This is a genomic window from Sessilibacter corallicola, from assembly GCF_021290925.1.
GTDB lineage: Bacteria > Pseudomonadota > Gammaproteobacteria > Pseudomonadales > Cellvibrionaceae > Sessilibacter > Sessilibacter corallicola.
On the sequence record NZ_JAJSLX010000002.1, the window covers coordinates 1,361,389 to 1,377,090 of the forward strand.

Annotated in this window: 10 protein-coding genes and 2 tRNA genes; 8 read left to right on the top strand and 4 right to left on the bottom strand. The window is 44.6% G+C overall.

The window, feature by feature from the left end; genetic code table 11:
* Positions 1–614: 614 nt before the first annotated feature.
* Positions 615–701, bottom strand: a tRNA-Leu gene (locus LU361_RS13080).
* A gap of 374 nt (positions 702–1,075) precedes the next feature.
* Between LU361_RS13080 and queA the strand changes: the two genes are divergently transcribed.
* The 6 genes from queA to LU361_RS13110 all read left to right on the top strand — a co-directional run bounded on the left by queA (position 1,076) and on the right by LU361_RS13110 (position 11,173).
* The gene (gene queA / locus LU361_RS13085) at positions 1,076–2,176 is read left to right on the top strand and encodes a tRNA preQ1(34) S-adenosylmethionine ribosyltransferase-isomerase QueA (RefSeq protein ID WP_233089547.1); all 1,101 of its coding nucleotides are present in this window, start codon (positions 1,076–1,078) and stop codon (positions 2,174–2,176) included.
* Between the two features lie 46 nt (positions 2,177–2,222).
* Complete coding sequence (gene tgt, locus LU361_RS13090) at positions 2,223–3,350, top strand: tRNA guanosine(34) transglycosylase Tgt (protein WP_233089548.1); 1,128 nt, start codon at positions 2,223–2,225, stop codon at positions 3,348–3,350.
* Positions 3,351–3,560: 210 nt separating this feature from the next.
* Positions 3,561–5,435: a protein translocase subunit SecD gene (secD, locus tag LU361_RS13095; protein WP_233089278.1), complete on the top strand. Its 1,875-nt coding sequence runs from the start codon at positions 3,561–3,563 to the stop codon at positions 5,433–5,435.
* Between the two features lie 60 nt (positions 5,436–5,495).
* On the top strand, positions 5,496–6,479 hold the full coding sequence (secF, locus tag LU361_RS13100; RefSeq protein ID WP_233089279.1) for a protein translocase subunit SecF: 984 nt from the start codon (positions 5,496–5,498) through the stop codon (positions 6,477–6,479).
* 359 nt (positions 6,480–6,838) lie between these two features.
* A complete protein-coding gene (locus LU361_RS13105; RefSeq protein WP_233089280.1) occupies positions 6,839–9,001 on the top strand; it encodes a hybrid sensor histidine kinase/response regulator in 2,163 nt (720 codons plus the stop codon).
* Between the two features lie 18 nt (positions 9,002–9,019).
* Positions 9,020–11,173, top strand: coding sequence for a PAS domain-containing protein (locus tag LU361_RS13110; protein WP_233089281.1), 2,154 nt, complete (start codon positions 9,020–9,022; stop codon positions 11,171–11,173).
* A gap of 4 nt (positions 11,174–11,177) precedes the next feature.
* On the opposite strand, the gene LU361_RS13115 is transcribed toward LU361_RS13110, so the two are convergent.
* The gene (locus LU361_RS13115; RefSeq protein WP_233089282.1) at positions 11,178–11,981 is read right to left on the bottom strand and encodes an inositol monophosphatase family protein; all 804 of its coding nucleotides are present in this window, start codon (positions 11,979–11,981) and stop codon (positions 11,178–11,180) included.
* A gap of 182 nt (positions 11,982–12,163) precedes the next feature.
* Between LU361_RS13115 and trmJ the strand changes: the two genes are divergently transcribed.
* Complete coding sequence (trmJ, locus tag LU361_RS13120) at positions 12,164–12,985, top strand: tRNA (cytosine(32)/uridine(32)-2'-O)-methyltransferase TrmJ (protein WP_233089283.1); 822 nt, start codon at positions 12,164–12,166, stop codon at positions 12,983–12,985.
* 113 nt (positions 12,986–13,098) lie between these two features.
* Positions 13,099–13,175, top strand: a tRNA-Arg gene (locus LU361_RS13125).
* A gap of 68 nt (positions 13,176–13,243) precedes the next feature.
* On the opposite strand, the gene LU361_RS20210 is transcribed toward LU361_RS13125, so the two are convergent.
* Together LU361_RS20210 and LU361_RS13135 are read right to left on the bottom strand one after the other, a co-directional pair.
* Positions 13,244–14,350, bottom strand: a complete 1,107-nt coding sequence (locus LU361_RS20210) for a tyrosine-type recombinase/integrase (RefSeq protein WP_233089284.1) — start codon at positions 14,348–14,350, stop codon at positions 13,244–13,246.
* Between the two features lie 382 nt (positions 14,351–14,732).
* Positions 14,733–15,476 (bottom strand): hypothetical protein, encoded by a 744-nt coding sequence (locus LU361_RS13135; RefSeq protein ID WP_233089285.1) that lies wholly within the window; start codon positions 15,474–15,476, stop codon positions 14,733–14,735.
* Positions 15,477–15,702: the final 226 nt, after the last annotated feature.

Consider the following 15,702-nt stretch of genomic DNA (forward strand, 5'->3'; position numbering starts at 1 on the left):
GAAATAGGGCGGTTTGTTGGGAAGCTTTTGTAGAGGGAATGCGTGATTAATTATTATTTATATTGTTGTGCACTGGCTCTCTAGCAATTGCAGTCGCCACAGGCTTTATAGAATGAATATCGTAAATTCCTACTTCGAACAGGTTTTAGTTCAGCGTAATTAATAAATTGAATGTAACTTAAAGATGCAATGCCTCTTGCAGTTGCTGAGGTTAAATTACACTTACTCAGATGAATTTCTCTGTTGGTCTTCATTTTCTCTGCCTTATTGTTATGTTTTTATCTAAAGGTGAGTATGAGCTCATGTTTGGATGAAAACACAGCATTTGTAGCAGTGTCAATAAATATGAATGCGATCTCACATTTCTATTTGGTGAGCAGTTATTTTAGGCGATTATGACTAGAATTTATGACGTGCGAAGTTGAGAGGGGGGCAATTACATGGAGGCAAAAAAGTGAATGGGTTCGCCTAAGGATTTTTTGGAAAAACATCAAGCACAGGAAATCTGAATGTATTGGAAATACTCAAATGTATAGCAAGATTAGATATGGGGATTTCTAATGAGACATTTGCAGGACACTGAATAATTCATTAGCGTCCGTTAACTTGTAAGATGGTACCAGAGGCCGGACTCGAACCGGCACACCCGTTAAGGCGGGGGATTTTGAATCCCCTGTGTCTACCAATTTCACCACTCTGGCATAATGAGCTAACAGAGAAAAAATTTTCTTTATAAACAAAGCATTAGGCTTTTGTTTACGCTCTGTTGCGTGAAAGAGCGCGTATTATAACTAGGCTTTTGTTCCCGTCAACCACTCTCTAAAATTATTTCACTTTACTGTTTCAAGAAGTGACAACTTGGCCAAGCTTTAGTCTTGAAGCGTTAAATTTATGCAGTTTTGGTTGAATTCAACACACCTATAATCCCATGTGCAATTCACTGGAGTGTAAATTCAGGTTTTGACGGCGATGTCTGAGTCGAGTTTTCGCGGCTGTGCTTCAAAATTATCTACTCGCTAAGACGTTATTTTTTCGGTAGTCTTGCCCGCTTTTGAGTCGTTTTCTCCCTTATAAAATGCGCCGACAAGATTTTTACTACGACCTCCCCGATGAGTTAATCGCCCTAAAGCCTGCTGAGCAACGTGCTGGCAGCCGATTGATGCACGTTGATGGCCCAACCGGGTCAGTCACACATCGACAATTCAAAGAAATACTGTCCCTGGTTCAACCAGGTGATCTTATGGTGTTTAACAACACTAAGGTGATTCCTGCGCGAGTCTATGGCAACAAGAGTACCGGCGGACAAGTCGAAGTATTGATTGAACGCATTATCAGTGACCGCAAAGCGTTGGCTCATATTCGCTCCAGTCGTTCCCCAAAAGCCGGTGCAGAATTGACGTTAGGGGAAAAATACAAAGTACAAGTTGAAGGCCGCGAAGGCAGCTTATTCAAGCTCGATTTTGGCGACGATGCCTCGGTCCTCACAGTGTTAGAGGAAGTCGGTCACATCCCGTTGCCACCTTATATTGAGCGAGAAGACGATAGCGACGATCGTCAGCGCTACCAAACGGTGTACAGCCGCGATGATAAAAAAGGCGCCGTAGCCGCGCCAACGGCGGGTTTGCATTTTGACGATAGCCTTATGGAAGCGTTAACTAATAAAGGCGTTAACCTTGGCTTTGTGACTTTGCATGTGGGAGCCGGTACGTTCCAGCCTGTTAAGGTTGATGATATTCACAATCACCAGATGCACAGTGAATGGATGGAAGTTGATGAATCTCTGTGTGATCTCGTCAAATCCACGAAAGCTTCGGGTGGGCGAGTGATCGCGGTAGGTACCACCAGCGTCCGTTGCTTAGAAACCGCCAGTAAAAACGGCAGTATTGCACCTTTTACCGGTGATACCGATATTTTTATCTACCCGGGTTATGAATTTCGCTGCATTGATGCCTTGGTGACTAATTTCCATTTACCGGAATCAACGTTAATTATGCTGGTCTCTGCCTTTACTGGCTATCAGCATACGATGGCGGCCTACGCCGAAGCGGTGGCAGAGAAGTACCGTTTCTTCAGTTATGGCGACGCGATGTTTTTAACCAAAAATCCCGACGCCATTAATGAGCCAATTGCTCAATCTGAAACCGAACAAAAGACTGATCCCACAGAAAAGAATTGAACAGCGGGTTATTGAAGTGACTGAATCTGACCAAAGACAATGTTTTATGAAGTTTGAGCGCGACTGTGACGACGGTCTAGCGCGTCGCGGCCGATTAACGTTTCCGCGCGGTGTCGTAGAAACACCGGCATTCATGCCTGTAGGCACCTATGGCACCGTAAAAGGCATGTTGCCCAGAGACGTTAAAGAAATTGGCGCTCACATCATATTGGGGAATACGTTCCATTTAATGCTGCGTCCGGGCACAGAAGTCATTAAAAATCACGGCGATTTGCATGACTTCATGCAGTGGGACAAGCCGATATTGACCGATTCTGGCGGTTTCCAAGTCTTTTCTTTAGGCAAAATGCGCAAAATTACCGAAGAGGGCGTTTCTTTTAATTCGCCCGTTGACGGCAGTAAGGTGTTTATCGATCCAGAACGCTCTATGCAAGTTCAGCGCGACCTCGGCTCTGACGTGGTAATGATTTTCGATGAGTGCACCCCTTATCCGGCGACTCACGACGAAGCGCGCAAGTCGATGGAATTGTCGTTGCGTTGGGCTAAGCGCAGCCGCGAGGCCCACGGAATGAGTGAATCGGCGCTGTTCGGTATCATCCAAGGCGGTATGTACGAAGATTTGCGGGAAATATCGTTGGTCGGTTTGCGCGATATCGACTTTGATGGCTACGCCATTGGCGGTCTCTCCGTTGGTGAGCCAAAAGAAGAAATGATTTCGGTCCTAGATTATCTACCGGCAAAGATGCCTGAAGATAAACCGCGCTATTTAATGGGTGTTGGTAAGCCTGAAGATATCTTAGAAGCGGTTATTCGCGGTGTTGATATGTTCGATTGTGTTATGCCCACTCGCAATGCCCGTAATGGTCATTTATTTACCAGTGAAGGCGTTATCAAAATTAGAAACGCCAAACATCGTGGCAGTACTGAGCCATTAGACAAAGAATGTGATTGTTATACCTGTCAGAATTTCACTCGCGGTTACCTGCATCATTTGGATAAATGCGGTGAAATTTTGGGTGCGCAATTAAACACAATCCATAATTTACGGTTTTATCAGAACCTAATGACCGACATTAGAACGGCAATTGAAAACCAAAATTTAATGGAATTTGCGAAACAATTTTATGACAAACAAAAAATAGACCGCCCTGAATTTGCAAAAAAGTTTAATTAATCTCTGAAAACCAGTTGGTATAAAACATCAATAACCGTTTATAAGGGTTGATATTAAAAATTTAAACCTAATTTTATATAAGCGATCATTAATGGGGTTTATAATGCCGGCCCTGGTGAACGAGGACGAAAGTTCTCTTAAATTGACAGGCTGATCCAGCCAAATACGTATAAAAAGGTTTTTGTACTAAAACCCTATGGAAAGTATCTGATGCTCAATCGCTACCCTCTGTGGAAATATATTCTCATCCTGTTCGTAATTGTTTTGGGTTTGGTATACGCAGCCCCTAACCTTTACGCTCCAGACCCTGCCATTCAGGTTTCAGGTCAATCCAGTGGTTTAGAAATTACTCAAAAAGATCTCGACCGGGCGTCAAAAGCGCTTGAAGAAAGCGGTATCGAGTATTTTGGTGGGGAGTTACAAGAACGTGCTGTGTTAATTCGGTTGGCGTCCGCCGACGATCAAAAAGAAGCACGTAAAGCCGTTCAACGAGCACTGGGGTCAAATTACGTTGTTGCTCTGAACCAGGCGTCTAACACGCCGCAATGGCTGCAATCACTGGCGGCAACACCGATGAAACTCGGTTTGGATTTGTCCGGTGGTGTTCACTTCTTAATGGAAGTCGATACTCAAGATGCCGTTAATAAACGCCAGGCCACCAACGCCAACGAGCTGAAGAAAAAATGGCGAGAAGTACGTGCTCTTTATGAAGGCCGTGTACTTGTTTCTGCCGATAACGTGATTGAAGCGCGTTTCTCCGACGAAGCCGAGCGCGAAGAAGCAATCAGCGTGGCTCGATCTGAATTCCCTGATCTGATCATCGCTACCGAAGAAAGAGACGGAAAGTTCTTCCTTCAATTGACCATGTCTGAATTTTCCATTCGTGAAATTGAAGACTACGCTGTTTCTCAAAACTTGGTGACACTGCGTAACCGTGTTAACGAACTCGGTGTTAGTGAGCCGCTGGTTCAACGCCAAGGTCGCAACCGAATCGTGGTGGAATTGCCCGGCGTTCAAGATACCGCAGAAGCCAAACGTGTGATCGGTAAAACGGCAAACCTCGAATTCCGTTTGGGTGCCGAAAGCAATACACCTGCCTCACAGCGTGAACAATACGAATTCCGCCCAGAAGAGGGTGAAAACTTTGCTCGAACCGCTTGGTTGGAGCGCAAAGTGATCATCACTGGTGAAAACGTATCAAATGCGCGTCCTGGTATTGATCCACAAACCGGACAAGCCGAAGTAAGCATCACGCTCGACAGTGATGGCGGTTCAAAAATGCACCGCGCTACTTGGAAGAATATTGGTCGCAGCATGGGGGTGTTATTTGTTGAATACAAAACCCTTGAAAAACGATCCATTGATGAAGAGGGCAACGAAGTTATCACCAATCAGCGGGTGATTGAAAAGAATATTATTAACCTTGCCACCATTCAGGCCGCTCTCGGTGTTCAATTCCGAATTACGGGTCTAGACAGCCCTGTTGAAGCCTCCGAACTTGCACTGCTCTTGCGAGCGGGTGCGTTGGCTGCGCCGATGTTCTTCGTTCAAGAAAGTACCATCGGTCCTTCGTTGGGTGCTGAAAATATTGAATTGGGTGTGCTATCGGTTCAGTTGGGTCTTGGTTTTGTCTTGATCTTTATGTTGGTTTACTACCGCGTGTTTGGCCTTGCTGCCAATATCGCGTTGACCGCAAACCTTGTTTTACTGATTGCGATTATGTCGCTGTTTGGCGCCACACTGACCTTGCCAGGTATTGCCGGTATTGTGTTAACCGTGGGTATGGCGGTGGATGCGAACGTGCTGATTTTCTCGCGGATACGTGAGGAAATTAAGAATGGCTTGCCCCCGCAATCGGCCATTAATTCCGGTTTTGAGCGAGCATTTACCACCATTTTGGACGCCAACATCACAACCTTAATTGTTGCGATTATTCTGTTCGGTATTGGCTCGGGTCCGGTGAAAGGTTTCGCGGTAACACTATCGATCGGTATTTTAACGTCGATGTTCAGTGCCATTATGGTGACAAGAGCCATCGTTAACATGATCTACGGCGGTCGTCGCGTCGAAAAACTTTGGATTTAATTCAACTCATTCAATTTAGTAAAAGGCTCGAATCGTTCGGGCCTCATAAAGGTTTACAGCATGTCTGAGACAAGTGCACAAAAAGCGCCGGAAAAAAGCGGTATCGCTTTTATGTCTTTCCGAAAAATTGCTATGAGTTTTTCGGTTTTATTACTCCTAATTTCCATTGGTTCCTTGGCGGTCAATGGCCTTAAATTCGGTTTGGATTTTACCGGTGGTACCCAAATTGAAGTGGAATACCAAACGTCCGCAGATCTCACCCAAATTCGAGGTCAGCTCTCCGACGCCGGTTTTGACGGCGCCGTTGTTGTTCATTTCGGTGCTGATACAGAAGTGCTTATTCGCCTTCAAGGTTCAGAATCTGAGCAACCAAAACAGCGCGCTGGCGAAGAGCAAACGGATTCTTTATCCGATAAAATTCTGAAAGTATTAGAAGCCGATGGCGATGACGTCGAACTCAAACGCGTTGAGTTCGTAGGCCCTCAAGTAGGTGAGGAACTCAAAGAAGACGGCGGCCTTGGAATGATCTTCGCGCTGCTCGTTGTTATGGGTTACGTTGCCTTCCGATTCCAATACAAGTTCTCAGTGGGTGCTGTTGTGGCGTTGATTCACGACGTTTTGATCGTATTGGGTATTTTCTCATTGCTTGGCTTAGAGTTCGATTTGACCGTACTCGCTGCGATCCTCGCGGTTATCGGTTACTCCCTGAACGATACCATCGTTGTTGCCGACCGCATCCGTGAGAACTTCCGCAAGGTTCGCCAGGCAACACCTGAGCAAATTATTGATATCTCTCTCAACGAAACCCTTGGCCGTACATTAGTCACCTCTTTGACAACGTTGTTGGTATTGCTTGCGTTGTTCCTAGTTGGGGGTGAGCTGATTCACGGATTCTCGATTGCGTTGATTATTGGTGTTTTGATCGGTACGTATTCATCCATATACGTTGCTGCCAATATTTTGATGTTGATGAACATCACTACTCAAGATCTGATGGAGCCGGTCAAGGAAGGCTCTGATCTAGACGAAGTAGAAATGCCCTAAATCGTATATTTTAAGACATTGGTATCAGGTGAGGTCGTTTGGGCTTCACCTGATTACCGTTAAGATGTTGTTTTAGCGTAAACGGTTGTTCTTGTTTTTCCATTCTCTCTGTACTTCTTCCTCAAGATCTCTTTTTAGAATCTCAGCCTTTGTCCAAAAATCACTTTCTTAGTCAGAGGCTCCTTAAAACACATTTCCTAAAATCCAGGCTCTAAAACCCATGCCATTATTCAATTTTTGGAACACATCTCTTTTCCCCTGCACTTGATTTAGGATTGCCGTTGCCAACACGCCTGTGGCCCGTATAAGCTAGCGGTTGTTTTGTATTTATTTGATTACAAATCTTTGAGATGGCGTTTATGGCAATACCAGAGGGACAGACTGGTCGTGAAAGTCTCATCAAGAAAATCGAGTGGTTACAGCATCTTCAACTGACGAATGAGCAAATTGAGTTAGTTAAACAATACCGCTGTTTGGTCGATATTCACGGCTTCGGTTTTTGGGAGTGGAATTACACGAATCAGACGTTCCACTGCCACGGACAACTGTGCTTGGATGCTGGCTATTCCCAAGAGGAAATGGACGCGATCGAGCACGCTACTGAAATCCGCGGGCTCTTTTATCCCGACGATCTTGATCGCGCATTGGCCATTGTTCGCCAACACGTGTATCACAATTCTCCCATTCATTTCAGTTTTCGGATGCTTAAAAAGTGCGGCGAGTACATGTGGGTTACCACCATGGCGACCTCGTTGCGCGATGAAAATAATCGCATCACTAATATTGTTGGTGTTATTTTCGACGCCTCTCAATTGCGCGTAACGCGAGAAGCACTAAGAACCGCAGAATTGCGCTTACAACGCATTATGAACGCCTCCAACGACGGCATTTGGGAATGGAGCGCGAAAGATAAAAAAGTCGAATTTTCCGATCGTGTTTTGCACCATTTAGGCTTTAAGTCCATCGAACAGCTGGTAAAGCCTGGAGAATCGACAATTACGGCCTGGATGCGTCGTATTCATCCCGAAGATTTAAAAGCGTTTAAGGTTGAAGTCAAAGACTGCCTGACGCACCGAAAAGCATTGGATTTTGATTACCGAATTGCCGACCGCGATGGTATTTATCGTTGGGTTCGCACGCGGGCTCACGCAAAATTTAATCAGAAATCACAACCGGTGCTGATTTCCGGTACCAATATCGACATCACCGAAATCAAGCTTGCGCAAGAACGACTTGAAAATGCCCGTGATCAGGCTGAAAAAGCCAACTTGTCGAAATCAAAATTTTTGTCAGGAATGAGCCAACAGCTAAGAACGCCCATGAATGCGATTCTTGGTTATGCGCAATTATTCGAATACGACGATAACTTGACCGATGATCAACGCAATAACATGCACGAAGTGCGCAAAGCGGGTGAGCATCTCATTCAGTTAATTGACGACGTTTTGGATTTATCAAAAATTGAATCCGGCAACATTACCCTGGCGAACGAACCCATTTTAGTGTCGGAAATTGTTAAAGATTGCATTACTCTCAGCCATCCGCAAGCAAACAAATACAACGTTACATTAACCGCTGAAACCGGAGACACCGAGCCGCTTTTTGCCGAGTGTGATCGGGTGCGATTAAAACAGGTACTTTTAAATTTAATCAGTAACGGAATCAAATACAATCGCCCGTCTGGTTGGGTCAACATTAATGTGTTTTTTCACAACGAAGACGAAATTTGCATCAGTGTTGAAGATAACGGTTTCGGCATTTCAGAAGACAAAAAAGACAAATTGTTCCAGCCGTTTAATCGTCTGGGTGCGGAAAAAACCGCAATTGAAGGCAGTGGTGTTGGTTTGGTCATCACCAAGCGCTTAATCGAAATGATGGGCGGCGACATCAGTTTTTACAGCCAAGAAGGCGTTGGCAGCTGTTTCGAGATTTATTTAAAACGTTGTGACGATTGGGCAGAAAGTGATCCGAGTTCTCTGGGAAAAATTATGCCCGAAGAACGAAAAATCCATTTAAGTGTTTCCTCGCCAAAAACAGTACTCTACATTGAGGACAATCCCGCCAATATCCGTTTAATGGAAAAGTTATTTCGGCACGTAAACAACATCGAATTAGAAATTGCCCAAGAGCCTTTGTTGGGCGTTTATAAAACGCGATTAATTTTACCGGATCTTATTTTACTGGATTTGGAGATTCCCGGCTTTAACGGTCACGAGCTTCTAGAAATTTTGAGCAATGATCCCAGTACTGCCGATATTCCCGTGGTCGCCTTATCCACCAATAAATCGGCAGAATTAAACAACCGGCTTAATGCGAACAAAGAAAATAATGCGGCTACTGGCTCACCCTCAGACACTCAAGGGCAGGGCTCGCCATCGGGCAGTCATCCTGACGGAAGCGACAACGAGTTTTTAGATATAAACAATGCGCCACAGTTTTATTCTTATTTGGTCAAACCTTGGAATATCGAACAAATTATTGGTTTGTTGGAAAACTTATTCGGAGAGAAAACGGTTCAATAATCGTTGAGCTTGATAATCATGGCTGATGACAAAAAGTCCCAATCCAGTGATCGCTTAAAAGAAGCAATTCGCGTTGCCAGAGATTCCTATTCGAAAGGTACCTCCATTCCTGACGCCTTGGCGCATCATCGTGGTTCATTGAGTGTTCCTGTCATTCCCGGATTGCAGCCGCCCATGGTTCCCGGCATTCCCGGTGTGGGTCAACACTCAATTCAGCATGAAATTCAATCCATGTCTGAACGCTTTTCCCGAATGCAATACATCGACGGGTTTGGTTTTTGGGAATGGAATTTAGAAAAAGAAAGTTTTCGCGTGTTTCCTGGCAATTTATGGGATTCGATGGGGTATAAAGAAAAAGACATCGATCGAGTAAAAACCATCGAGCTAGCTTTTACCCTTGTGCATGAAAACGACAAAGATAAACTCCGCAAGTGCTTGCGCGATCATTTTTCTAACAACACCAAATATTCCGCCGCTTATCGAATGCGCAATCGCGATGGCAGTTACCGCTGGGTGCAAGCCGAGGCCAGTTCCATACGCGATAAAAATAATCGCGTTATTTATTTTGCCGGCGTTAATTACGATATTACCGAAGAGAAAAAAATTGAGTCCGCACTCAGAGACAGCCAAGCTCGGTTTCGTCGCATTTTAGAGTCTTCCAACGATGGCGTTTGGGAGTGGAACACCTTTGAAAAGAAATTAAGCTATTCCCAGGGTTGTTGGGCCATGTTGGGTTTCCCGAAAAAAGATTCCGATATGGGGCGTGGCCAGATGCGCCGCTGGCTAGAGCGCATTCACCCAGAAGATCGCGATCAGGTCGAGTCAGAAATGACTGGCAAGCTGAACAAATTTCAGCCTTTCGACATTGAATATCGTATCTTAAACAATACCAATGATTGGATGTGGTTGCGCACGCGGGGCGACGTTCTCACCAACAGTGAAGGCGAAGTGGAGTTTATGTCCGGCGCCAATGTCGACATTACCGAGCTAAAGCGCTCCGAGGCTCGCAGTATCAAAGCCACAACATTGGCTGAAAACGCGAATCGGGCGAAGTCGGAATTTTTGTCGAGTATGAGTCACGAGCTAAGAACACCCATGAATGCCATCTTGGGATTTACGCAATTGTTCGATACCGCAAAAAACCTGACCACCGATCAAAAAGAAAATATCAGCGAGATTCGTCGAGCTGGCAACCAATTGCTGCGCCTGATCAACAATGTGCTGGAATTGTCGAAAATCGAAGCCGGTAAAGCCAGTGTCTCGATTCGACCTGTTCCCATTCACAGTGTGATTGAAGAAGTATTTTCCCAATGTACCGATCTTGCAAAAAAGTCGTCGGTTTCTTTAAATTTCGAACCGCATCATTTAAAAAATGCCTTCGTGCGTGCTGACAGAGCGAGCTTAAAACAATCGCTGATCAAGCTGGTCAGTAACGGAGTGATTTATAACCGCAGTGGCGGTCGAGTCATTGTCAGTTTGGTAGAAACTGCCAATAAATTTTTAGTGATATCCGTTCGCGATACCGGTCGCGGTATTCCAAAATCCGTACAAGCCAATTTGTTCGAGCCGTTTTCAGAGCAGCAAGATATCCTCGCCAAACCCACCGGAAACGGCGTTGGCTTAGCGATTTGTAAAAAACTCGTTGAGTTAATGGGCGGAAATATCGAATTTGACAGCGAAGAGGGTGCGGGCAGTTGTTTTCAAATTCAGTTACCCATTGAGAAAAATGTGGTCGATGATTCGGACACCTCTGAAAGCGTCGAGATCTCTAAATTCTTAAATTTTGATAATCAATTGTTTAAAGATAAAACCGTTTTGTTCGTCGACGACGACTCAAAATGCCGCAATTGGTTGGGTACGTATTTTAAGAATTTTCAGGGGCTAAAATATGAAACTGCCGATGAAGGAATAAAAGGGCTGTTCAAAGCAAGAAATCTACTTCCGAACATCATTTTTTACGATTTGCACATGCCGGGAATTGACGGCTACGAAGTTATTAAAATCTTAAAAAGTGACCCCAACACCCAAAATATTCCGGTGGTGGCGTTATCAGAAATTCATGGCAGGAAGGAAATTCAATCGGCTTTAGAAGCAGGGTTTAGCGACCTGCTACCAAAGCCATTAGACGTCGAACAGTTAACCGTAGTTGCTTCGCAATTGGTTAACGATTAACGCATTAGCCAATTCGGCTCATGTGTTTGCCAACTATTTGAAGCAAAGGCTTAAAGACTTTTGGGCTGGCGCAAACGATGTGACCCGACGATAGGTGATCGTTACCGCCACGGAAATCACTCACTAAACCACCGGCTTCTTGAACCAGCAAAATCCCTGCGGCGATATCCCATTCTTTAAGATTCATTTCCCAGAAACCGTCATATCGACCTGCGGCAACATAAGCAAGGTCGAGTGCGGCAGAACCCTGGCGACGAATACCGGCAGTTTGGCCCGCGATTTCTTCCAGTGCTCGCAAATACGGCGTCATATTCTCTAGGGCGAAACCACTGAAAGGAATACCAGTGCCGATCAAAGCGCCATTCAAACCGCGACGGTCCGTTACACGTATGCGACGGCCGTTGAGAGCTGCGCCTTTACCTTTACTTGCGGTAAATTCTTCGCGTTTAACCGGATCAAGCACCACACCGTGGAGCAACTGACCCTTGAATTTACAGGCGATAGAAATTGAGAAATGTGGGATTCCGTGGATGAAATTGGTGGTGCCATCCAGTGGATCAATAACCCACTCGTAGTCAGGATTATCACCCTTCAAAAAACCGGATTCTTCACCAATAATGGTGTGATCAGGGTAGGCCTTGCGAAGGTGATAAATAATTTCTTTCTCACTTGCTTTATCGATTTCGGTCACGAAATCATTTCGGCCTTTCTCTTCAATATCGATGACACTTACACGTTCAAGCGCTCGTTCAATTTTCTCGGCTGCTTTTCGTGCAGCGCGAAGGGCGATATTGAGCATTGGTTCCATAAGGCGACTCGCTGGTATAAATTAGTTGAGAAGGTAACAAAAAAGGGGCGAGATTGTACCAGGGGGCCTAGGAGTAAACCAGTTCTACTGTTAAACTTCGCGCCCTTTTTAAAAAGTTATTTTAGGACAAAATGCGCCCGAGATAGCTTGCCTTGTTCGAATAGCCAATTGAAATCGCATCCATGAGTACAGTTAAACCTAACAATGATTCCGAAGCCTTCAACCGCGTACGCATCGTCTTGGTTGATACAACCCACCCTGGCAACATTGGTGGTGCCGCACGCGCCATGAAAAATATGGGGTTGAAGCAACTGTACTTAGTTTCGCCCAAAGACTTCCCCTCCGATGTTGCTGTGTGGCGTGCCGCAGGCGCCGCTGATCTCCTAGAGACCGCAGTAGTGGTTGAAACCCTAGATGAGGCCATCGGCGATTGTAAATTAGTGGTGGGTACCTCCGCTCGTGAGCGACGTATTCCTTGGCCACTGCTCACTCCCCGAGAGTTTGGCGACCGAGCTTACGCCGAAACACAAACCCACGACGTTGCCGTCGTATTTGGGCGAGAAGATCGCGGTTTAACCAACGAAGAGCTGCACAAGTGCAACTACCACGTGCACATTCCGGCAAACCCCGAGTACTCAGCCCTAAACCTCGCCACAGCCGTACAAGTGTTGAGCTACGAGTTTAGAATGTCAGCTCTGAATGCTGAAAACGGCGCCCCGGTTCACTTTGACGACTGGGACCAACCGCCAGTAGATACCAACATGGTAGAAGCCTACTACGAGCATCTGCAAAAAACCTTAGAGCGTCTTGGCTTTTTAGAGCCCGGCAATCCACGCCAAACCATGACCCGTATTCGTCGTCTTTACAACCGAGTTCGCATGGACGAGATGGAACTCAATATTCTTCGCGGTATGTTGACCTCAGTCCAAAACTACATTTACCACACCGACACAAAAATTCAGCAACTGGAAGAAAATAACGCCAAAGAAAGCCCGAAAGAATAAAGAATCCACAACCTGAAACCCTATTTGCAAAACACATCAAAACCAGTACTTTTATATTTCTATTAAGTCTTGCGTATAAATAAAAGTACTGGTATTGTTCGCAGCCTCTCCACGCACCCGTAGCTCAGCTGGATAGAGTAGGTGGCTTCGAACCACTTGGTCGGGGGTTCGAATCCCTCCGGGTGTGCCAACAAAATCAACAACTTACGATACATTTTATTAAAATCCCAAAAATTAACTCGTGAGTTTCGCGTGACCTCAATCGGTACGTTTTTTGCGAAAATTATCCAAATCCAATACTGCCTCAACTTTTGGCGGCAGCGTAATTCGTTGAACCGCTGCAAATAAAATGTTGAGCGAGGCCATAGAGTAGTGGGTTGTTATAGATTTCCCCTTATGACCCAAAAGCTCTTGCCTAGTCTCCTCGTCCACGCCAGCCTCTCTTAATCGGCTACCAAACGCGTGTCTTAGATCATGAATGCGAACATCGATGCATGCCCGATCCCGAGCCCTCTTAAATCCGCTATTGTTGCTGGACTTTTTAGGCCTTCCATTATAAGTAAAAACATATTTGGGGTGATCGCCGCGTTTTCTATTTATTATTTCTGCGGCAACAGTATTTATTAATACAAGCCGCTCTCGATTTTTGTCTTTAATCGTGCTCTTTGTTGGGATGTAAAAAGCAAGCCCTCCAGGAATTACGCCCTCTGGCAACTCAAGTTCGTGATCCCATGATAAATTATTTAACTCGCTGTCTCGCATGCCGGTATTTACATAAACAATTATTTCGTCAGCTAAATGCGGCGGGCAATTCCTAAGTAGATTTTCTTGATTCTGCCAAGTAATAGGCTTGGGTAGGCGCTTATCACTTGAAAACCGTTCAAATTCAGGGGCGCTTTCAAGCCACGTTAAATCACACCAGTCGTAACGCCACTTGGTTGCAGCGGTTAACACTCTTGATATAGCCTCAATGAAATGATTTAGAGTGACGTTTTTATTTCCGTTGGCTTTTTTAATTTCAAGGAATTTTTTTACTGCCGGATGATCTCTGTGAATCTTTTCAGCTTCAATGTGACCAATGTGTGGGTAAAGGGCGTTTAATTTCTTCTCAAAATTTTTAATTTGCTTTTGATCCTGGTTTCGAGCGCAATATTCTACAGCGCAATCCCCCCAGGTAATTTTAGGGCGAACACCTCGGCGATCCGCCTCATAAATTGCTGTCATTGACTCTCTAATTAATGCCTCTACTTCTTTTTCCTGGCCCTTGCGATATCGAGTCGTTTCATAAATTCGCTGTCCGAGGTATTGTTTATCGATGACGTAGAAGCCCTTACTGTTGAGACTGTACCCGACACCTTTTTGCACTTGTTACTCCGTGGATTCTGTTTGTATCGCTCCCACGCTTCCTGCAGTTCGGTGCGATCAATTAATTTTGTATTGCCCATTTGATGTACTGTGACAAGCGGCAAAATGTATTTTTCAAACGAGCGGCGACCAACACCTATAACACCGGGCGCCTCACCTTTTTTTACAGCTAATGATAAATCCATAAATATCTCGAATTTAAATTAGCCTCCATGCTCTCAACCGCCTATCCCTATAGCGGGTTAATTCACGCTTCCTTGCGAATTAAATAAATACATAAACAAAAATCAAACTGGCTGCAAAACCAATTGAAATACCAACGCACAATATATCTGTTGGGTGTATTTTGGTTGTGTATTCTTCATCGTCCATGATGATTTGTTTACTGTTGTTTTTGCAATTTTGAAATTTCGGGGTCGAAAATAATCCAATTATCGTTCGGGCGAATAGCAAACATAACTCCATCACACAATCGATCATCAAAATAACAAATATCTGGATCGAAGTTGTCGAGGTAGTCTTCAATTAACACCTGATATTCGTCTTTTCTCCCCCGGTGGCTGGCTGTCATAATATTTGTTTTTAGGGCGCTAATTAACACCAGTATAAATTGGTGTAACTTATCTTCTGATAATGAAACTTCAAATAAATTGGCCAGGCAATCAATTTTCTGTTCGATTCTTTCGGGCGAAGAAAATATACCGGAGCCTGCAGTAACGTAGCGATAAAAATCCCAGCCAAGTTTAGAGGCTGGCAATACTGTGTCATCTAAATCGAAATCAATATTTTGTAAACTTGAATTTAAATGACTCAAGCAGCTTTCTACAATTTCAATATGAGATTCAATGTATTGACGAGATGCATAATCATAGTCATTTGCTGAATCATCCTTGGGGGCAATTGATGATCTCAATAAATCCAAATAGGGGACGTCATCGCTAAAGCGCTTATTGAACAGCTTAAATGCCAAGTCATCAACAAACCCAAAACGCTTATCGGACTCAACGCGAATCAATTCGATTGACTCACTTGGCGATAACTCTGTTGGGATGCCATCAATTTTGCTTTTCGCATAGCCATCCACAATTACTGTGGACACATCTAATTTTGTAGTAATTAAACTCATGTTCTTTCCTTAAAAAATGCCCCCGTAGGGGCTAAAGGGGTTAGGTGTTTTTTCGTAATCAACTTGGCTCAAATTCTAATTATTTTCATCGGTGTAAGTTTGTAAGCATTCATCAGAGCAAACTTCATTTTCCGCTCCTGCCTGTTCTTTAGAGCGATCTCCACAGTCTTGTATGTTAAACCATGCTGATACATCCAATAGGTTTCCACAAACTATACATCTTGGC

Excerpts from the sequence above, each read along its gene's own strand:
- queA (WP_233089547.1), top strand. The coding sequence starts at position 1,076 with ATGCGCCGACAAGATTTTTACTACGACCTCCCCGATGAGTTAATCGCC.
- tgt (WP_233089548.1), top strand. The coding sequence starts at position 2,223 with ATGAAGTTTGAGCGCGACTGTGACGACGGTCTAGCGCGTCGCGGCCGA.
- secD (WP_233089278.1), top strand. The coding sequence starts at position 3,561 with ATGCTCAATCGCTACCCTCTGTGGAAATATATTCTCATCCTGTTCGTA.
- secF (WP_233089279.1), top strand. The coding sequence starts at position 5,496 with ATGTCTGAGACAAGTGCACAAAAAGCGCCGGAAAAAAGCGGTATCGCT.
- LU361_RS13105 (WP_233089280.1), top strand. The coding sequence starts at position 6,839 with ATGGCAATACCAGAGGGACAGACTGGTCGTGAAAGTCTCATCAAGAAA.
- LU361_RS13110 (WP_233089281.1), top strand. The coding sequence starts at position 9,020 with ATGGCTGATGACAAAAAGTCCCAATCCAGTGATCGCTTAAAAGAAGCA.
- LU361_RS13115 (WP_233089282.1), bottom strand. The coding sequence starts at position 11,981 with ATGGAACCAATGCTCAATATCGCCCTTCGCGCTGCACGAAAAGCAGCC.
- trmJ (WP_233089283.1), top strand. The coding sequence starts at position 12,164 with ATGAGTACAGTTAAACCTAACAATGATTCCGAAGCCTTCAACCGCGTA.
- LU361_RS13135 (WP_233089285.1), bottom strand. The coding sequence starts at position 15,476 with ATGAGTTTAATTACTACAAAATTAGATGTGTCCACAGTAATTGTGGAT.